18 protein-coding genes and 1 other RNA gene are annotated in these 18,366 nt (G+C 52.1%); 10 read left to right on the forward strand and 9 right to left on the reverse strand.

Translation table 11 applies throughout. The features are described 5' to 3' along the window. Nucleotides 1-49: 49 nt before the first annotated feature. From MKX51_RS09915 to MKX51_RS09930, 4 genes are all read right to left on the reverse strand, one after another. Nucleotides 50-1,405 carry an MATE family efflux transporter gene (locus MKX51_RS09915; protein WP_340992226.1) on the reverse strand — a complete coding sequence of 452 codons (1,356 nt, stop codon included), beginning with the start codon at nt 1,403-1,405 and terminating at the stop codon, nt 50-52. A gap of 134 nt (nt 1,406-1,539) precedes the next feature. Continuing rightward, nucleotides 1,540-2,769, reverse strand: coding sequence for a putative glycoside hydrolase (locus MKX51_RS09920; protein WP_340992227.1), 1,230 nt, complete (start codon nt 2,767-2,769; stop codon nt 1,540-1,542). A 241-nt stretch (nt 2,770-3,010) separates the two neighbouring features. Next, nucleotides 3,011-3,199: a hypothetical protein gene (locus MKX51_RS09925; RefSeq protein ID WP_171718441.1), complete on the reverse strand. Its 189-nt coding sequence runs from the start codon at nt 3,197-3,199 to the stop codon at nt 3,011-3,013. Between the two features lie 175 nt (nt 3,200-3,374). Then, entirely contained in the window at nt 3,375-4,202 is an 828-nt protein-coding gene (locus tag MKX51_RS09930; protein WP_340992228.1) for a YitT family protein, read from the reverse strand. 326 nt (nt 4,203-4,528) lie between these two features. On the opposite strand from MKX51_RS09930, the gene MKX51_RS09935 reads away from it, so the two are divergent. After that, complete coding sequence (locus tag MKX51_RS09935; protein WP_036725212.1) at nt 4,529-6,196, forward strand: DEAD/DEAH box helicase; 1,668 nt, start codon at nt 4,529-4,531, stop codon at nt 6,194-6,196. Between the two features lie 73 nt (nt 6,197-6,269). Here MKX51_RS09935 and MKX51_RS09940 read toward each other — a convergent pair whose 3' ends face one another. Beyond that, nucleotides 6,270-6,365, reverse strand: coding sequence for a hypothetical protein (locus tag MKX51_RS09940; protein ID WP_036702210.1), 96 nt, complete (start codon nt 6,363-6,365; stop codon nt 6,270-6,272). Between the two features lie 179 nt (nt 6,366-6,544). On the opposite strand from MKX51_RS09940, the gene MKX51_RS09945 reads away from it, so the two are divergent. The 3 genes from MKX51_RS09945 to MKX51_RS09955 all read left to right on the forward strand — a co-directional run bounded on the left by MKX51_RS09945 (nt 6,545) and on the right by MKX51_RS09955 (nt 8,216). Then, nucleotides 6,545-7,381: a YesL family protein gene (locus MKX51_RS09945; RefSeq protein WP_340992229.1), complete on the forward strand. Its 837-nt coding sequence runs from the start codon at nt 6,545-6,547 to the stop codon at nt 7,379-7,381. A 104-nt stretch (nt 7,382-7,485) separates the two neighbouring features. Further along, nucleotides 7,486-7,677, forward strand: a non-coding RNA gene (gene ssrS, locus MKX51_RS09950) — 6S RNA. Between the two features lie 149 nt (nt 7,678-7,826). Continuing rightward, complete coding sequence (locus MKX51_RS09955) at nt 7,827-8,216, forward strand: DUF1499 domain-containing protein (protein WP_036725209.1); 390 nt, start codon at nt 7,827-7,829, stop codon at nt 8,214-8,216. A gap of 194 nt (nt 8,217-8,410) precedes the next feature. Here the strand turns inward: MKX51_RS09955 and tpx are convergent, their stop codons facing one another. Further along, nucleotides 8,411-8,929, reverse strand: coding sequence for a thiol peroxidase (gene tpx / locus MKX51_RS09960; RefSeq protein WP_340992230.1), 519 nt, complete (start codon nt 8,927-8,929; stop codon nt 8,411-8,413). 112 nt (nt 8,930-9,041) lie between these two features. Between tpx and MKX51_RS09965 the strand changes: the two genes are divergently transcribed. Continuing rightward, nucleotides 9,042-9,668, forward strand: coding sequence for a rhomboid family intramembrane serine protease (locus MKX51_RS09965; protein WP_036725206.1), 627 nt, complete (start codon nt 9,042-9,044; stop codon nt 9,666-9,668). Nucleotides 9,669-9,682: 14 nt separating this feature from the next. Next, the gene (locus tag MKX51_RS09970; RefSeq protein ID WP_340941920.1) at nt 9,683-10,600 is read left to right on the forward strand and encodes a LysR family transcriptional regulator; all 918 of its coding nucleotides are present in this window, start codon (nt 9,683-9,685) and stop codon (nt 10,598-10,600) included. 35 nt (nt 10,601-10,635) lie between these two features. Here MKX51_RS09970 and MKX51_RS09975 read toward each other — a convergent pair whose 3' ends face one another. Further along, nucleotides 10,636-11,313, reverse strand: coding sequence for a zinc metallopeptidase (locus MKX51_RS09975; protein WP_445321996.1), 678 nt, complete (start codon nt 11,311-11,313; stop codon nt 10,636-10,638). Nucleotides 11,314-11,347: 34 nt separating this feature from the next. Next, on the reverse strand, nt 11,348-11,779 hold the full coding sequence (locus MKX51_RS09980; protein WP_036725200.1) for a MerR family transcriptional regulator: 432 nt from the start codon (nt 11,777-11,779) through the stop codon (nt 11,348-11,350). Between the two features lie 562 nt (nt 11,780-12,341). Between MKX51_RS09980 and MKX51_RS09985 the strand changes: the two genes are divergently transcribed. The 4 genes from MKX51_RS09985 (at nt 12,342) to MKX51_RS10000 (ending at nt 16,530) form a co-directional block, all read left to right on the forward strand. Then, on the forward strand, nt 12,342-13,736 hold the full coding sequence (locus tag MKX51_RS09985) for an ammonium transporter (protein WP_036725199.1): 1,395 nt from the start codon (nt 12,342-12,344) through the stop codon (nt 13,734-13,736). Between the two features lie 39 nt (nt 13,737-13,775). Then, nucleotides 13,776-14,849 (forward strand): DUF294 nucleotidyltransferase-like domain-containing protein, encoded by a 1,074-nt coding sequence (locus tag MKX51_RS09990; RefSeq protein ID WP_340944609.1) that lies wholly within the window; start codon nt 13,776-13,778, stop codon nt 14,847-14,849. Next, the gene (locus MKX51_RS09995; protein ID WP_036725197.1) at nt 14,846-15,595 is read left to right on the forward strand and encodes an exonuclease domain-containing protein; all 750 of its coding nucleotides are present in this window, start codon (nt 14,846-14,848) and stop codon (nt 15,593-15,595) included. The genes MKX51_RS09990 and MKX51_RS09995 overlap by 4 nt, the downstream gene beginning before the upstream one ends. Nucleotides 15,596-15,969: 374 nt before the next feature. Beyond that, on the forward strand, nt 15,970-16,530 hold the full coding sequence (locus MKX51_RS10000) for a TlpA family protein disulfide reductase (RefSeq protein WP_340992231.1): 561 nt from the start codon (nt 15,970-15,972) through the stop codon (nt 16,528-16,530). Between the two features lie 95 nt (nt 16,531-16,625). Here MKX51_RS10000 and cimA read toward each other — a convergent pair whose 3' ends face one another. Beyond that, a complete protein-coding gene (gene cimA, locus MKX51_RS10005; RefSeq protein ID WP_340941917.1) occupies nt 16,626-18,245 on the reverse strand; it encodes a citramalate synthase in 1,620 nt (539 codons plus the stop codon). Nucleotides 18,246-18,366 lie beyond the last annotated feature (121 nt).

Here is an 18,366-nt window from a genome sequence, read left to right on the forward strand (position 1 = left end):
CAGCCACAGACGAGGGAGCGCAACACTCCCTGCCTGTGGCTGTTGTCAATTATGCCTTCTCGGGGGCGAATCTTCTCTGCACCCTGACGAGGCGGGTCAGGAGCAGAATTGCGCCGATTCCAAGGCCGGTAATGAGTCCGATCCAGTAGCCGTATGCCCCAAGCTCGGTATAAGTGGCAAGCACGTATCCGACGGGCAGGCCGATCACCCAATAGGCAATAAAGCAGATGACGAACGCAGGGTTAACATCCTTGTATCCCCGCAGCACGCCTTGAGTCGGGGTTGCGATGGCATCGGAGATCTGGAAGAAGATCGCGTAGATCAGGAAATGCTGGATCAGCGAGATCACCTCATGGTCATCCGAATACAGTCCGGCGACATGATTCCCGGCGAAGAGCAGCACCAGCGCTGTGAGCAGGGAGAGGACAGCCGCCGTAGCAATGCCCATAATGCCATACTGGCGCGCATCCTTCAGCCGGCCGGAGCCGCTCTCGAAGCCGACGAGAATCGTCAGACTCATGCAGATGCTCAGCGGAATCATATAGAGGGTGGAGGCGAAGTTAATGGCGGCCTGATGGGCAGCGATTGTAATGGTATCGAAGCGGCTCATCAGCAGGGTTACAGCCGAGAACACCGCCGTCTCGAAGAAGATCGAAAAGCCGATAGGCACACCAATCTTCAGCAGCTCCTTGAGACTTACCAGGGACACCGCGTGAAATTTACGGAAAATCTGCAGATTGCGGAAAGGCTCAGCCCGGTAGACAAAGATTAGGGCAATCAGAAAAATGACCCAATACGTGATCGCAGAGGCTACGCCTGCGCCTACTCCGCCAAGGCGGGGGAAGCCGAAGTTGCCGAAGATCAGCAGATAGTTAAGTCCCACATTGACCGGCAGGGCAATCAGGGTGATGAACATGGAGACACGGGTCTGACCCAGGGCATCAATACAGCTGCGGACAACGGTATAGCCGAACAGCGGGATAATGCCGAAGGAGATGGCACCGAGGAAGCGGAAGGCAATATCTCGTACCGCAGGCTCCAGATTCATGAAATTCAGGATCGGTGTGAGCGCGAGGCTGCCAAGAATCAGCACGAGCACGGATACGATCAGGGAGAGCCAAATGCCCTGCATCACCTGGTTAGCCACATCCTTACCCCGCTTACTGCCGAGGAGATGAGACACAATGGGTGTAATCCCCATAAGAATACCGCTAAGGCCTGTCTGGATCGGAATCCACAGGCTTGTGCCGATGGCTACGCCGGCCAGATCATTCGTGCCGAATTTGCCGGACATATTGGTGTCGAAGAAGGTAATGGCCGACAATGCAATCTGAGTAATCAGAATCGGAAGCAATATATGCAGGAATTGCCCGGCCTTTTGTTTAATGGAAGTTGTCTGTTTCATAATCATCAATGCCCCGTTATCTTTATTTTAAATACTTATATTCCCAGTGAAAATATTCCCAGTAAAAAGCCCGGCAGCTGCCGGGCTCTCTAATATCATGCGGCTATGGATACATCTGGATAATTGCAGAAAGCTTATTGGTCGTACTTCACATCGGCCGTATAGCGGTTGTTGGCATTCCAGAGCAGGAATTCGTCAATATTCTGATCCTTCAAGGCGCGGATCTGATCTTCAACCTGCTTCTTGCCGTATTTGACATAATGCCCGCTGCCCAGCCAGCTGGCGGTGAAATCCTGAATCCATGGGCGGATTACCGGTTTGAAGCTGCCTAGCGGATTCAGCTTCTTGTGTGTATCGACCATTGAGCCCTTAATGGTAGCATAAGGGTCTTTGTCCGGGTCCTTCACATCGAACCAGCCGGTGGAATAATGGCTCGGATAGACCATCGGGCTGATGACATCGACATTCTTGGAGATCTTCACGAAATCCTGGCCGATACCTTCTGCAGCAGGTACCGAGGCGGCATAGCCGAAGATATCCACAGAGATCCGAACTCCCAGCGGTGCCAGCTCAGCTTTGGCATACTTAACAAAGTCAGCGATAATTTCCACGCGCGGTCTGTCGCTCTTCGTGTATTTCAGAGTGTCCGCACGCTTCTCGAAGCCTTCAGGGAAGCGCACATAGTCAAACTGGATTTCCTTGAACCCGAGCTTAACGGCCTCCTTGGCAATATCTACGTTATACTTCCATACATTTTCATTATAAGGATTGACGAAGCTGTCTCCGCCTTTGTTGGCCCAGACCGAGCCGTCTTTGTTCACGAACGATAATTCCTTGTTCTTTTTGGCGAGCACAGAATCCTTGAATACTACGATCCGCGCAATCGGGTAGACATCATGCTCCTTCAGGCGGGTCATCAGCTTGTTGATATCACCTATGAACGGCTGTGGATGTCCCATTTGCTGAAGCTCAGCATTGTCCGTCTTGTAGGTGATGTATCCGGCATCATCCTTAATATCGATAACCATGGAGTTGAGCTCAGTCTTGTCCAGCAGGGCAAGCAGGGTCTCCATCCGTGCACCCCCGGCGCTGTAGGCAGTCACGTATATCCCTTTAACCTTGGGAGCATCCGGCTGCGGATCGGCAAGAAGTGCTGTCTCCGGCGATGCGCTTGGTGAAGGTGAAGGAGAGGCAGTACCGCCCCCGTTCGGTGATGCTGCTGCGTCCGGATTAGTGGTGTGTTCTGCGACGATGGGGGGATTCATGGCGCTCTGCAGTACTGCTGCCACATCGGCTTCATGTCCTTGATTGGGGACACCTACGCCTCCCAGGGCCATCATCAGTAAAGCCCAGGTGATATTCATTTCTTATTCGCTCCCTTTATGTACATTCCTTATAAAGTATAAGGTAACGGATGCACCCAAAAAGAACAGACTTGTAACAATACCCGTAATTTTTTGAGGTCATATTTCCGCTCTTGTTGTTTATAAACGGGATGTACAGATTTTGAACCGCTGATTATAAAAGTAAATGCCGCCCCGGACTGGCACGAAGGCCAATGACCAGGACGGCAACTATTACAACTTGCTCTTTAGGGCAGCTTGCTTAATGAAGATACGCAGAATTCTGATGCTCGCAAATGCTGTAATGGATGATATCCATGGCATCTGCCGGTTCCAGAATACTCAGACCGTCACGCAGTACGATTACAGAATTGAGTTCGTCCTGCTTCAGGAACGGTATCATATCCGGATACCACCTCATGACGATTGCTGACAGTTTTACCGTTTCCATTTCCACAAAAATCACCCTTTCCTTTTTCGAATCGAACTGAATCAGAATTCAGGGTCCACCCGGAAAAACGAAGTGCCTGGAAAAAAGAGGGTAAATCACAATCTTCATGAAATTGTTAAGGTCCTGCGTAGCTATAATATAACATAATTTGAACGGATAAGCATTTTCTTATGAATTACCGTTTGCGGAAAGAGCCCATTACACCGACAGTCTCAACAATATTTACAAAAGCCTGCGGGTCGCTTGTTTTAATAATACGTTTCAGTTCTGCAAGCTCATACCGTGTGGTCACTGTCATTAGCATGTCCCGTTCTACATGAGAATAAGCACCTTCTGTCTTAAATTTTGTAACGCCGCGCTGAAGGCCCAGCAATTGCTGCAGCAGCTCGTCAGTCCGGTTGGTGATGATGTACACGGTAACTTTGATGTGGCTGATATGAATCAGGTCGACCACCTTGCCGGTGACGTAAATGGAGACCATCGAGGCAAGCGCCAGATTCCAGTTGTCGTCAAAATAAGCCGCAGCAAGAATGACGAGACCATTGAGGCCGACCAGCACACTGCCTACCGGGAAATCCCGGTACCGTGTTATAATGGAGCCCAGAATATCGAAGCCGCCCGAGGAGCCGCCTACCCGGAAGGACACACCAGCCCCGACACCTACGAGCACCCCTCCGAACACAGAGGCAAGCAGCATATCCGACGATACATGAAAGACTGGTACCACTGTCATCATCCAGGTTGTTGCCCCTACAGAGACAATGCTCAGAATGATAAATCTCCGGCCGAGCTGGAACCAACCGGCAGCTAGCAGCGGGATATTGAAGAGTAAATAGAGTAAGCTGATGTTAAAAGGAGTGAAATAACCAGCCAGCATGGCGAGGCCGGATACGCCTCCGCTGAGCAGTCTGTGGGGGATCAGGAACAGATTAAAGCCGCTTGCGATCATCGCTGAACCGAAGAGAACGGCAAGAAAGCTCCCGAATAATCTTAGTTTAACCAAGCAAATTCACCTCTGAGTGTAGTGTGAGTGTCATGTAAGTAATGAAAGTAAGGAATACACTGGTATTCCTGATTGGGTTTGTGATATAATGTATAGGATATTCTTGAGTAGGACGTTACAATGGTATTTTTGCATTGCTTAGAATGCGAAGCTACAATTGTCAGGTGTATGTAGTGGCCTGATCATAGGACAGTTGTTTGTCCCAATACGCGCTAAACCATGCAGAAAATCCGGCATGATTGGACAGCCTATAAATGTGTTTACCGCTACTTAAGAATACAGACAAGCATGTGGAATGTCCACTGTATAGAAGGAGCATGAATAATTTGAAAACATTCGCAGAATTCGGCTTGGAGCCAAAAGTACTTCAAGCAATCACAGAGCTAGGATTTGAGGAAGCAACACCAATCCAGGAGCAGGCTATCCCGCTTGCTATGGCCGGATCGGATCTTATCGGACAGGCACAGACGGGTACAGGTAAGACCGCAGCCTTCGGGATTCCCCTCATCTCCAAGATCGCAAGAGAAGAAGAGAAGATTCTGGCACTGGTAATGACGCCAACACGTGAGCTGGCCATCCAGGTCGCTGAAGAAATCGGTAAGTTGACCCGCTTCAAAGGACTTCGTTCACTGGCAATCTACGGCGGGCAGGATATCGGCCGTCAGATCCGCGGACTGAAGAGAAAACCACAGATTATTATTGGTACACCAGGACGCCTCCTGGACCATATCAACCGCAAGACCATCCGCCTGGATGATGTTCAGACGATCGTACTGGATGAAGCCGATGAAATGCTAGATATGGGCTTCATGGAGGATATCCAGACCATCCTCAAGCTCGTTCCTGAAGAACGTCAGACCATGCTCTTCTCGGCTACTATGCCTCCTAACATTCAACGCCTTGCCCAGCAGTTCCTGAAGAACCCGCAGCATGTATCCGTAATTCCTAAACAGATTAGCGCACCGCTGATCGACCAGGCTTATGTTGAAGTGCCTGAACGCCAGAAATTCGAAGCGCTTAGCCGCTTGATTGACATGGAATCGCCAGATCTGGCCATTGTATTCGGCCGCACGAAGCGCCGGGTAGACGAGCTTGCAGAAGGCTTGCAGAAGCGCGGATATTCCGCTGACGGCCTGCATGGCGACTTGTCGCAGAACCAGCGCGATGCTGTAATGCGCAAATTCCGCGACGGCAGCATTGATGTACTGGTAGCTACAGACGTTGCTGCACGCGGTCTGGACGTATCCGGCGTAACGCACGTAATCAACTTTGACCTTCCGCAGGACCCGGAGAGCTATGTACACCGTATCGGCCGTACAGGCCGCGCCGGCAAAGAAGGTACTGCATGGTCCTTCGTGACTCCGCGCGAAATGGATCACCTGCACCTGATAGAGCGCGTGACCCGTCACCGCATTACCCGCAAACCGCTTCCAACAATGGCTGAGGCTATTGAAGGCAAACAACGCATTACAGCAGAACGTCTGCTGGCAATGGTTGAGGTTGGCGAACTGAACGAATACAAAGGAATTGCCATTCAATTGCTGGAGCAATATGATTCTGTTCAGCTGCTGTCCGCAGCTATGAAGCTTCTGACCGGCGATAACAAGGATGCGCAAATTGAGCTGACTCCTGAAGATCCGATCCGTGCCAAGCGCCGTGGCGGCAAGAACGATATCCGCAGCGGTCGTAAGCCTAACGGCGGCTATGGCGGCAACCGTTCCGGTTCCGGTTCTAGCTCCGGTGGCGGCTATCGCGGCAACCGGGACAATGCAAGCGGCGGCGGCTATCGCGGAAATCGTGACAACGCCAGCAGCGGCGGAAGCACCCGTGGCGGCTACAGCAGCGGCTATGGCGGCAACAGCGGAAGCGGCAGCAGCTACGGCGGCGGCTACAAAGGCAACCGTGATGGAGCGAGCCGTAACACAGACGGAAGACCGTCTTCGCGTCCGAGCAGCACAAGCACCCGCCCGGCCAAGCAGGATTTTGACGCTTAAGCTATAACAGAACACCTTGAAGAAGACGAGCAACCGTTACCGGTTCCCGTCTTCTTTTTTACTGTGGATTCACTTAGATGAAGGTACGGCTGATGATGACCAGCAGGATGAAGAGCACGAGAATTGTTCCGGTGGAAGTCCAGGGATTGCAGCAGCCAGGTGCAGACATGAGGTCAACCTCCTTTGAAAATGGGGGATTTGTTGTGGTTACAATGTAATATATGGACGTATTGCAGAGCTTGCTTAGACACTTACCTAGAACTTGTAAACTTGGGCGCTGGAAAAGTCCTGTACAAACAGGTATAGTTAAGATACGCAGTATGCACAAGATAGACAGGAGGAAGGGAATTGGAGTTTAAAGGAGCAATGGGCGGTATATACCGCATCACGGAATGGATCTCACGCATCGCCTTCAGCAATATTTTATGGGCATTGTGTTCGATACCGTTCCTGTTCGCAGGAATTATGAAGATCCTCATGCTGGGTTCAGGAGCAGGCGGACCGAATGAGCAGATTATGCTGAACTGGGTACTTGGCGTATTCGCGCCATTCACTGTATTTCCGGCTACGTCGGCGTTATTTACAGTGGTGCGCAAATGGGTAATGGGCAATACCGATGTAAGTACATTCCGCACTTTTTTTCAGGGATACAAAGAGAATTATCTGAAAAGCATGCTGGGAGGGCTTATCTACACCCTGCTGTTTGTCGTGATGTACGTTGATGTGACCGTATACATGACGCAAATGCCGAATTTCAAGATCGTTGGTATCCTGATGCTGGTGCTGATGATTATTTTGTTCGTATCGATGTTTAACTTCTTCTCCATCGTGGTTCACTACCAGATGACGTTCAAGGAAGTGGTAACCAATTCGATTCTGCTCACGATCGCCCGGCCGATCCGTGTGTTCTCGACGTTGATTGGTTCAGGCGTTCTTCTCTATATAGGTCTGCGGTATCCGGTGCTCTATGTGCTGTGTATTCCTACGCTGATTGCTATGCTCGCCTTCTTTAATTTCTTCGCTACATACAATAAGCTGCAACTACAGGTGGAGAAGAAGAAGCTGGCTGAAGAACAGGCCGCGCTGGAAGCAGCTGAGAATGAAGGTCTGCCGACCGATGAGGACGAAGACGAGGATGAAGACGACAGAGATAAGGACACCGTTAAGGATTTTAAGAGGACTTAACATTCCTGCGATCATCCGGGCAGTAATGTCAACGGAAAATGATCCCGGCGTTAAATAAAGCGCATACAGGTTTACTTTTTCGTCAAAACGCAATATAATGATTATAAATCCTGCGATGTACGTTATGGTTGCTCGTTGTTTTGAACCAATGATAATGTCTTGGGAGATCTACATGAAGCGCGGCTGAACAGCCCTGTCTATATGACCTGGGGAATTCAAAAACGACTTCTGCGGTCACCCACCTGCTCTAGCAGGTTCAGAAGACACTGCAGCCGGACGGCATAGGCGGGTTTTCTAATGGAATTGACAAGGCATCCTGTTACCTGCTCACCAGCGGGTAGAGGGTGCCTTTTTCAAGGTTAAAGTGAGCAATGCCCTTTTGTTCCGCGGACAAGAGTGTTACACTTAGGGTAGTGAACTTGGGATTTGAAGAGGGGGAAGAATTTTGTCGTTGAAAAGAACCTTGGTCGGTTTATTTCGCAGTCATGACGGAACAAGCGACCGTGCCAAAGATCCGGCATTGAAAACGCGTTATTACAATCTTTCAAGAGACAAGGCGTGGGATGAAGTATCCGCAACGCTGAAGAAAATTCCTGGTTATAAGGTCTTGCATGAAGTACAATCTGTAGGGGAGATTACCCTGGAGAAAAGAACGGCGTTAGGCCGCTCGCTGGATATTACCGTATCTGTGTTAAGCACCACGCCCGTACGCTGTGCCGTAGATATATATTCAGCATCCAGAGGGTCGCTTGGCGATCTGGGTGCCAATTACCGTGTCATTCAGCGTTTGTACCAGTCTCTGGATAAGAAGCTGGGCAAATATAAGGTGGATTAAGGACAGCATTCGGGCTTGTATTGCCGGGATTGTATGCGGTTTCCGCGAGTGGGACAGCCCGTTCCGGGCACGGATATCCTTATTGATCATCATACGCAAAAAGCGGAGAAGGATGACCTTCTGCCGCTTTTTTTCAAAAATGTACATTTATAGGCTTGGATGCTGTATAACATATCAGTGCTGTCCGTTCAAGCCTAGAGCAGAGCTTTAACTGCGGAAATCGCCGCTTCGTAGTCCGGGTGCTCAGCCATTTCACCGAGATACTCGACATAAGCCAAAGTGTCGTTCTTGTCTACAACGAAGATGGAGCGCATGTCGAGGCGGAATTCCTTGATCAGGACGCCATAGGCTTGTCCGAAGGAAGTCTCTTTGTGGTCGGACAGGGTGATTACACTGTCGATGCCTGCGGCGCCGCACCAGCGGGCCTGGGCGAAAGGAAGATCTGTGCTGATGGTGAGGATGACCACATCATCGCCAAGACCGGCAGCTTCACTGTTGAAGCGGCGGGTCTGCGCATCGCACACACCGGTATCCAGGGAAGGTACAACGCTGATCAGCTTGATTTTGCCAGCGTAATCTGTAAGTGTAACATTTTCCAGAAGATTCTTGCTTACCGTGAATTGCGGCGCGGAATCTCCAGCTTGCAGCTGCGGGCCTACCAGAGTAATGGGGTTGCCCTTAAAAGTGGCTACGCCTGTTCTTTCTTGCGTCATGTCCTTGTTTCCTCCTTGAATTGCATTATTGGCATGTACCTGCCAGAATAAATTATAATCTTTTTAGAAGCTGGATGTCGAGCTGGACAACATACATAAAAGGATGGGTGTTATGATTTTTATAAGGTATGAGAAGTGGAGAAGCTATCTCCGGTATTATCCTGTAACCTGTGCGCTGATTCTGGCCAATGTGGTTATGTTTATCGTGCTGTCCCTGAATGGCGGCTCCACCAACCTGTATACACTTGTGGAGTACGGGGCTACGGTCAATGTGGGTGCTGAAACGGATGAGCTGTGGCGCTGCGTAACGGCGATGTTCCTTCACAACGGCTTCGCCCATTTGTTCTTCAACAGCTTCTCGCTGCTTGTGTTCGCCCCGCCGCTGGAGCGGCTGATGGGCTGGTGGCGTTATGCACTGCTGTATCTGGGCGGCGGCTTCATTGCTAATCTGCTGTGGGTTCTTATAAGCAGCCGCGGGAATGTGGAGATTGGAATTGTCTCTGTAGGGGCCTCGGGGGCGATCTACGCCGTCTATGGCGCATTCCTCTATATTGCAGTGTTCCAAAGGGCAATGATGGATGAGGGCTCGCGCAAGACGCTTTACGGACTTCTGGTGATGGGGATTATCATGTCCTTTGCCGCTCCAAATATCAATTATATGGCTCATATCGGCGGACTGATCGCCGGATTCTTCATCTATGGGCTAATCATCCGTGTATTCAAACGAAAACGGCGATAAGGAAGGGTGTAATCGTGGAGCTTAGACAGCTGCAGTATTTTCTGAAGGTTGCCCAGAAAGAACATGTCACCAGAGCGGCGGAGGAGCTGCATGTCGCACAATCTGCGGTAAGCCGCCAGATTCATCAGCTGGAGCAGGAGCTGGGAGTGGATCTGTTCATGCAGAAGGGAAGGAATTTGCAGCTTACGCCTGTAGGACAGCTCTTTTGCAAAAGAGTGGAGTCGGTGCTGAATGAACTCGACCGGTCGGTGGCGGAGGTGCATGAATTCCTTGACCCGGAGCGCGGCGAGATCCGCATCGGCTTCCCGCACAGCCTCGGGACCCATCTGATTCCTTCCATTGTGGCGGAGTTCCGCCGTCATTATCCCCATGTGAAATTCCGCTTCAAGCAGGGAGCCTATCCATCCTTAATCAAGGATGTTATCTCTGGGGAGGTGGATCTGGCATTCATCTCGCCGTTCCCGGAGAATGTAGGGCATGTGGCCGGAGATATCGTGATGACCGAGGAGCTGTTCGCCATTCTGCCGCAGAATCATCCGCTTGCAAGCAGGGAAGTGATCCGGCTGGAGCAGCTGCGGGACGAGAAGTTCGTATTGTTCAGCCAAGGCTACTCGCTGCGGCCGATTGTGTGGCAGGCCTGCCTTGCGGCAGGGTTCAAGCCGCAAATTGCTTTTGAAGGCGGGGAGACCGATACGATCCGCGGTCTGGTAGCCGCCGGGATGGGGGTAAGCTTGCTGCCGGAGATGGCGCTCTACCAGACCAACCCGATGCAGCCTGCACAGGTCCGGGTGGTGGAGCCTACGATTACCAGAACCGTCGGGCTGATTCACCGGGCGGAAGGCAAGCTGCCGCTGGTCGCTCAGTCCTTCCGTAACTTCCTGCTTACCTATTTCAAAGACAGACACACAGACAATACCCCGGTCGGCTCATAGCCTACCGGGGTATTGTCTGTGTAGTGATATAGATCTTAATCGCGGTTACCGAGGAACATCAGGATCAGGCGGATCAGCTCGATCAGGGATACCAGTGCTGCTGCCACATAGGTAAGTGCTGCGGCATTCAGGACCTTGGCTACGCCGCGCTCTTCATCATTACGGATGAAGCCCTGCTGTACCATGATCTGACGCGCGCGGCTGCTGGCGTTGAATTCAACGGGCAGCGTGACGAGCTGGAAGGCTACTGCGGCAGAGAAGAAGATAATGCCGAGCCCGATAAGGTTGAACGAGCTGAAGATGAAGCCTGCCAGCAGCATGAAGGGAGCGACCCCGGAGGCGAAGTTCACGACCGGGAACATCCGGTGGCGGAGCGCCAGCATCGGATAATGCTCCTTGTGCTGAATTGCATGGCCGATCTCGTGACAAGCGACGGAGACTGCTGCGATGGAGCTTTCATAATATACAGGCTCTGAAAGCCGCACAACGCGGTTAATCGGGTCGTAGTGGTCTGTAAGGGTTCCCTGAACCGGTTCAATGGGAACATCGTAGAGTCCGTTGGCATCCAGCATGCGCCGGGCAGCTTCATAACCTGTCAAGCCGTTCATGTTCGGCACCTTGGCCCATTTCTTGAAATTGCCCTTGACCCTGAACTGGGCCCATAGAGAAAAGATAAAAGCGACAGCTAACAATACATACATTAGTGGCATCATATGTGCTCATTCCTCCATTATAAATTACAAGCTGTTACATTGGCGGCCCCTGCGTCAGCAGAAGCCGGATCGCTTCCATACAGGCGACGCCCTGAGGAATCAGTGCTGCCAGTGCCCGGTTGGCCTGGCCCGGCTTCAAACCGCTTATCACGGGCTCCAGGGCCTTCACTTCCCGTTCCAGCTGCTGCATCTGAAGCTCAAGCTGGACCAGCTTGCCGGAGACCTCAGCCTCAGGTGTGGCTGCATTCCACTTGCCCATCAGGGATTTGATTTCTTCCAATGTATATTTCTCTTGCTTAAGCTGATTAATACGTTGCAGAACGACTAAGGTTTCATGACTGTAGAGCCGGTAATTCTTCATGCTCCTGGATTCCGGTGTTATCAGTCCAAGCTTCGTATAATAATCAATGGTACGTTCACTGATGCCGGCCGCCTTGGCCAGCTCTCCGATCCGGTAAAGGGTCATATCTCCAAGTTATCTCACCTCGCTATTTCCTGCGTAAAATAATCATATCAAATTGGAAACCGTACAGTCAAACGTGACGCTTACTTTAAAGTATATGCTGACTTTTCATAAAGATGCTGGGGAGGCAATCAAAGCGAAAATACCCCTTAGAGGATAAGAAGTCATGTTAAACATGACATAACGTGTTACATAATTGAGCGCCCAGGTCATCTGTAAATCATCAGGATCGCGGTGGGCGGAGAGTGCGAAGTGGTGTGATCAAAGGATAATAAAAGGCATGTTTACTAATAGACATTAATAAAAATACAGTATGCAAACTAGGGGAAAGCTCTGTTGACTGTATGCGTTTGCATAATTGGTACGTAAGGAAGCACGCTAGTCCTGGCGGGTTACCGGTAATCATGCTCGGGAGTGGTCCTTGAGTGAAGAATGGTACAGCTTCCAGAATTAAATTAGAGCATTCAAAAAAATAGTCTTGTCAATTTACCTGACTTCTGATTATAATGACATTAAGAGTTTCACGCTTTGTTAGAAAATATAACATTGGGGAGTGGGGTACACTATGAAAAAAAAGATGTTGATGATGTTCCTGGGTATGATTACACTAATGATCTATCCGGTCAGCGCCTTCGCGGCTGAGGGTCCGGCAGCACCGGATCTGCAGATTGGACTCGACACTGCATTTACGTTCCTGGCATTTATCCTTGTGTTCTTCATGCAATCAGGATTTGCATTACTTGAGGCGGGTTCGGTCCGGATGAAGAATGCCGGTCACGTGGCCGGTAAGACGGTACTGACACTGGCGATTGCCAGTTTGTGCTTCTGGGCACTGGGCTTTGGCCTTGGCTTCGGTAACGGCAACAGCTTCTTCGGAACTACAGGCTTCTTCTACGGCGGTGATTCTACGGCCTCTGCATTTGAATCCCTGGCCTTCTCCGATGTTACACTAAATACGAAATTCCTGTTCCAAATGGCATTTGCCGCAGTCTCCCTGGCGATTGTATCCGGCGGTATGGCTGAACGTGCTAAGCTTAGCGTATATATTATCTTCGGAATTCTCTTCTCGGTTGTAATTTATCCGGTTGTCGCTCACTGGGTATGGGGCGGCGGCTGGCTGGCAGAGCTGAGCATGCAGGATTATGCAGGTTCTACAGTAGTCCATCTTACAGGTGCAACGGCGGCTGTAGTGGCGACCATTCTCCTCAAGCCCCGTCTTGGCAAATTCAACAAAGAAGGCAAGCCGGTTATTATTCCGGGTCATAACCAGGTCTTCACTGTACTTGGGGTTATCATTCTCTGGTTCGGCTGGTTCGGCTTTAACCCAGGCAGCGCCTTGTCTCCTATGGGCGGATTCTTCGGACACGTAGCGCTGACTACGAACATTGCAGCGGCGGCAGGCGGTCTGGCAGCACTGGCAGCTTCCTGGCTGTACTTCGGTAAATCCGATATTCCGGCCATGCTTAACGGCGTACTGGCAGCTCTGGTTGCCATTACCGGTGCCTGTGCCTTCGTAGAGCCTTGGGCAGCCATCATTATCGGTCTCATTGCCGGTGCCTTCACCTTCATGACCTCGCAGTGGCTGGAGCGTGCAGGATTGGATGATCCGATCTATGCTTTCTCTGTACATGGTATCGCCGGTATGTGGGGTGCGTTGTCTACAGGCCTCTTCGCAGCACCTGATCTGATTGAACAAGGCGCACTAGTAGGTAAAGCAGGTCTGTTCTACGGCGGCGGCTTCCATCAGCTCGGTGTGCAGGCACTGGGTGTAGTCGGAACCTTCGTGTTCGTAGCTGTGATGTCCTTCGTCATCCTGTATGTAATGAAAATGGTTATGGGTATCCGTGTAACGGAAGAAGAAGAATTGATGGGTCTGGATATCAGTGAGCATGGTACGTACGGTTATCCTGAGCAAATGAAGCTGATTAGTGAATCAGAATCCAAAACCCTCAAACACTAATATTTATACTCAGGCAGGGAGGCGGACCGAGTGGCTTCGATGGAGGCAGCAGATTGGAACGAAGAAGAAAGTTACTTGTCCATCGTAACAGCCGGTTCGCCAGAGGAGCTTAAGGCGAGGCGTACCGCATGTCAGCAAGTGCTGCTGGAGCAACTGAGTGTGATTCCCGTTCAGGAATGGATGCACCGGGTCAATGCGATGCATGACCAGCTTGCCGGGACGGCGGTACGCATATGTGAGGCGCAGATGAAGGAGGCGGGCTACGGCCTGCCTCCCTGCGCCTATTCCTTTATTGTATTCGGCAGTGCGGGCCGGCAGGAGGCTACGCTGTGGAGCGATCAGGATAACGGCTTAATTGTAGAGGAAGCGCTGGAGGGTGAGCGGAAAAGGTATTTCGAAGCTTTTGGCAGCATGCTGTCGGATATGCTTGAGGCGATTGGCTATGAGAAATGCGAGGGCAGGGTCATGTGCTCTGAGCCGCTCTGGCGGAAGTCACTGGCAGACTGGAAGCGCCAGCTGGCTGACTGGATGGAGCAACTCGAATGGGAGCCTGTCCGGTACCTGATTATAGCTTCGGATATGCGTCATGTAGCGGGAAGTGAGGCGCTGTCTGCGCAGTGGCGGGAAGCCCTGCATGCCGGATTCACAGATAACAGCAAATTGACGATGGCGGTGCTGCGCAATACGGTGCGTCATAAAGCAACGCTGAATCTGCTGGGGCAGGTGCTCACGGAACGGTTCGGTGATAATGCCGGCGGCTTCGATGTCAAATACGGCCTCTACATTCCGCTTGTCAATATTGTCAGGCATTTGTCGCTGCTGCACGGAATCGAAGCAACTTCGACACTGAAGCGGCTGGATGAGCTGGCTAAGCTGGAGCAGTATCAGCATCTGGAAGAGATCAGGCGGGCTTGTCTGACGGCGCTCAGGATGCGGGTGAACACGCCGTTTACGGTGACGGACGGCCTGCTCGTGAGCAGTGATTATTATGCGGAGAATGATCTGAAGAATAAGCAGCTCCGGGCGGAGCTGCGGGAAAGCCTGCTGCTGATCCGGCGCCTGCATAAGGCGCTGCAGCGGCAGCTCCGGTCAGCGGAAAGGAGACAGCTATGAAGGAGCCGAGCAAGGGCGGAGGATTCTGGAATAATCTGCGGCAAGGCGGAATGCCCTCCGCCATCGCTTCCATGAGAGGCGGAGAATCGGCGCAGCAGACAGCCCAGCAAATGGCCTTTATCCGTTCTCTGATGCGCGAGAAACGGCGTCCCGAGGTGCTGCATACTCCGCTGTCTGAACTGGAGACGGTGATATTCGATCTGGAGACTACGGGCTTCTCCCACCAGGGCGGGGATGAGATTATGTCCATCGGGGCGATCCGGGTGGTCGGGGAAGAGATCAAGGCAGAGGAATGCTTCTATACACTGGTGAACTGCGGGGCAACGATTCCGGACAATATTACGAGACTGACCGGAATCTCAGCAGAGATGACCTCCTCTGCTCCGCCGCTGATGGACGGCCTGCATAACTTCATGTCCTTCGTCGGCCAGCGGGTGCTGGTGGCGCACGGAAGTGCCCATGACAAGGCGTTCCTGAATGCCGCCCTATGGAAGACCTCCAAGGTGCAGTTAACCCACCGGGTGCTGGATACGATGATGCTGGCCCGCTGGCTGGAGCCGCACCGCAGCAACTACACGCTGGATGAGCTGCTGGCGGTTCATGAGATTCCCATTGAGGGCCGCCATCATGCACTGGAGGATGCCAAGATGACGGCGAAGCTGTGGGTAGCTTACATCCGCCAGATCTTACAAAAGAATCAGGTAGATACGTTAGGCGACTTGTACGCCTATCTAAGCAGGACATGAGGGTTATTGTGTAAGACTGGCCGGATTGCAGTGCAAAGCGGGGACTAATTAAGGTATATCAGGAAGGCGGCGGGTCAGGCGCTACGTTGCGTATCGGCCTTAGGCCAATACACATGCCGCCCGCTGCGGCAGCGCCAGCAGCTGCCCGCAGGTCTCCTGCGGCAGCCGGGCAGCAGAAGCTTCCCCAGCCTCTGCTGTACGGATGAGTCCGGTCTGAACAGCCGGGGGCTTCCCTGGACCGCTGTCAGCTTTACCCCTCTCTCTTCATGGGATTTCGTCTTTGACGGAATCCTCTTTTTTTATGATTACGTTTGAAACTGGAGCAAGTGGGGGTACAATAGAGGAAAATCCTCCATGTAAAGGATCTGAACTCTATGAAAGCAGTCCATAAACGGAATGTAACGATTCTGGCCTTGATTGTTTTTCTGGCCGTTCTTGCCATAGAACATAAAGTGAAATCGGAGCCTAAGGCGGTTGCGGTCCTGCAGCAGACGGCGGAACCGGAGACTGGTGCATCTGCCGGACTCAAGGCGCCTCCTTTTACAGTGCAGGAAGGGGATAAGCAGTATGGCGTCGATGGGGCAAGGGAGAAGCCGGTGATTCTTAACTTCTGGGCCTCCTGGTGCGATCCTTGCCGGCAGGAGGCTCCTGAGCTGAATAAGCTGGCTATGAAATACAGCAAGGTGCTGGATGTATACGGAATTAACGTGACCAGCCAGGATTACAAGCCCAATGCGGAACGCTTCGTCAAGAAGTACATGCTGACCTTTCCGGTGATGTATGATCTCAAGGGCCAGATCTTCGACAAGTATAACGGGGCGGTGTTCCCGACCAATGTATTAATTGATAAGAACGGGTTCATCAGCGAGATTATTCTGGGGGTCCTGAGCGCAGAGGAATTGGAGAAAAAAATTATTGCGCTGACCGGCTCTTAGCACCGGCGATCAGCCGCGTAGTGAAAAGCCCTCCTGCGCGGATTAAGTTCCGCAGCGGAGGGCTTTTTGGAGTGCATAGAGTGAAGCCAAGGAGGTCAGTGATTGACCAGACCTCTCGGTTCATTGCTGGTCTGGATGTCCTGCTCCAGTGAGATCTGTCCCAGAAGGGCATATCGCATGGAATCGACCAGGGCCTCCCAGCTCGCTTCGATCACGTTGCTGGATACACCTACCGTGTTCCAGGTGTCGCTATAATCCTTGGATTCAATCAGCACGCGCACCTTCGCGGCAGTCTGGTCCTGTTCATCCAGCACACGGACCTTGTAGTCCGAGAGGTGCATATCCTTGAGCTGCGGGAAGTAGGTCTGCAGCGCCTTGCGCAGTGCGTTATCCAGCGCGTTGACCGGTCCGTTGCCTTCGGCGGCGGTGTACAGGCTCTCGCCGCCGACCTTCAGCTTGACGAAGGCCTCGGAGACGACAGGGCGGCCGGCGGTCTTCTCAACCAGCATCTTGAACGACTCGAAGGTGAACAGCTCATTCATCTCACCGGTCGCTTCCCGGAGCAGCAATTCAAGCGAAGCGTCCGCGCCTTCGAACTGATACCCCTGGTGTTCAAGATTCTTGATCTTGTCAATCACCTTGCGCGCCTGCTCGCTGCTTGGATCAAGGCTGAGGCCCATCTCCTGCGCCTTGGACAGCACATTGCTCTGTCCGGCAAGCTCGGAGACCAGCACACGCTGCTTATTGCCGACCAGCTCAGGGGCGATATGCTCGTACGTCCGCGAATCACGCAAAATGGCAGATACGTGGATGCCGCCCTTGTGGGCGAAGGCGGCTGTGCCGACATAAGGCTGATTCACTGGCATATTCACATTGGCAACCTCGCTGATGAACCGGGCCGTGTTGGTTAACTGCGGCAGGGAATCGCCAGGGATGCAGTGATAGCCCATCTTAAGCTGAAGTGTGGGAATGATGGAACACAGATTGGCATTGCCGCAGCGCTCGCCATAGCCGTTAATGGTCCCCTGAACCTGCCGGGCACCGGCGCCGATTGCGCTCAGGGTGTTGGCAACCGCAAGCTCACAATCGTTATGTGTATGAATACCGAGTGATGCTTCCGGGAGCAGCACACCTATGCTTGTCACAATATCATGAATCTCATGCGGCAGGGTGCCGCCGTTCGTATCGCACATCACCAGCCAGTCTGCTCCGGCCTCGCGGGCACGGGTGAGAACAGCGGCGGCGTATTCGGGGTTGTTCTTGAAGCCGTCGAAGAAATGCTCAGCATCGAAGATGACCTCAAGTCCCTTGTGCTTCAGATAAGAGATGGAGTCGCCGATCATGGCCAGGTTTTCTTCCAGGGTCGTTTGCAGGGCAGTGTGAACATGGAAATCCCACGATTTGCCCACCAGGGTAGCCGCCGGAACGCCAGCGTTAATCATCCGCTGCAGCCCTTCGTCCTGCTCGGTTACAGTGTTTTTGCGCCGGGTGCTGCCGAATGCGGTAATCTTGGCATTCAGATGAAGCTCCTGGACTCTTTTGAAAAATTCGATATCCTTGTTGTTGCTTCCCGGATTGCCGCCTTCGATATAATGGACACCCAGATCGTCGAGTTTCCTGGCAATCTTCAGCTTGTCATCCGCCGACAGACTGATCCCCTCGCCTTGTGTTCCGTCGCGCAGGGTAGTATCGAAGATGGAGATAGACTTAGACATGAGTGTCCTCCTAAAAGTGTTATTAGCCTTCGCAAAGGAAATTAATTTTTATATTATAGCATTTTTACGCGGGAAAGTAACAAAGAACTTTTCTCCCCGCTGTCACGAAGCGCCTCTCCGG

The sequence above is a fragment of the Paenibacillus sp. FSL M7-0420 genome (assembly GCF_038002345.1).
Lineage (GTDB): Bacteria > Bacillota > Bacilli > Paenibacillales > Paenibacillaceae > Paenibacillus_AQ.

Excerpts from the sequence above, each read along its gene's own strand:
- MKX51_RS09915 (WP_340992226.1), bottom strand. The coding sequence starts at position 1,405 with ATGAAACAGACAACTTCCATTAAACAAAAGGCCGGGCAATTCCTGCAT.
- MKX51_RS09920 (WP_340992227.1), bottom strand. The coding sequence starts at position 2,769 with ATGAATATCACCTGGGCTTTACTGATGATGGCCCTGGGAGGCGTAGGT.
- MKX51_RS09925 (WP_171718441.1), bottom strand. The coding sequence starts at position 3,199 with ATGGAAACGGTAAAACTGTCAGCAATCGTCATGAGGTGGTATCCGGAT.
- MKX51_RS09940 (WP_036702210.1), bottom strand. The coding sequence starts at position 6,365 with ATGTCTGCACCTGGCTGCTGCAATCCCTGGACTTCCACCGGAACAATT.
- tpx (WP_340992230.1), bottom strand. The coding sequence starts at position 8,929 with ATGACGCAAGAAAGAACAGGCGTAGCCACTTTTAAGGGCAACCCCATT.
- MKX51_RS09965 (WP_036725206.1), top strand. The coding sequence starts at position 9,042 with ATGATTTTTATAAGGTATGAGAAGTGGAGAAGCTATCTCCGGTATTAT.
- MKX51_RS09975 (WP_445321996.1), bottom strand. The coding sequence starts at position 11,313 with ATGATGCCACTAATGTATGTATTGTTAGCTGTCGCTTTTATCTTTTCT.
- MKX51_RS09980 (WP_036725200.1), bottom strand. The coding sequence starts at position 11,779 with ATGACCCTTTACCGGATCGGAGAGCTGGCCAAGGCGGCCGGCATCAGT.
- MKX51_RS09985 (WP_036725199.1), top strand. The coding sequence starts at position 12,342 with ATGAAAAAAAAGATGTTGATGATGTTCCTGGGTATGATTACACTAATG.
- MKX51_RS09990 (WP_340944609.1), top strand. The coding sequence starts at position 13,776 with ATGGAGGCAGCAGATTGGAACGAAGAAGAAAGTTACTTGTCCATCGTA.
- MKX51_RS09995 (WP_036725197.1), top strand. The coding sequence starts at position 14,846 with ATGAAGGAGCCGAGCAAGGGCGGAGGATTCTGGAATAATCTGCGGCAA.
- MKX51_RS10000 (WP_340992231.1), top strand. The coding sequence starts at position 15,970 with ATGAAAGCAGTCCATAAACGGAATGTAACGATTCTGGCCTTGATTGTT.
- cimA (WP_340941917.1), bottom strand. The coding sequence starts at position 18,245 with ATGTCTAAGTCTATCTCCATCTTCGATACTACCCTGCGCGACGGAACA.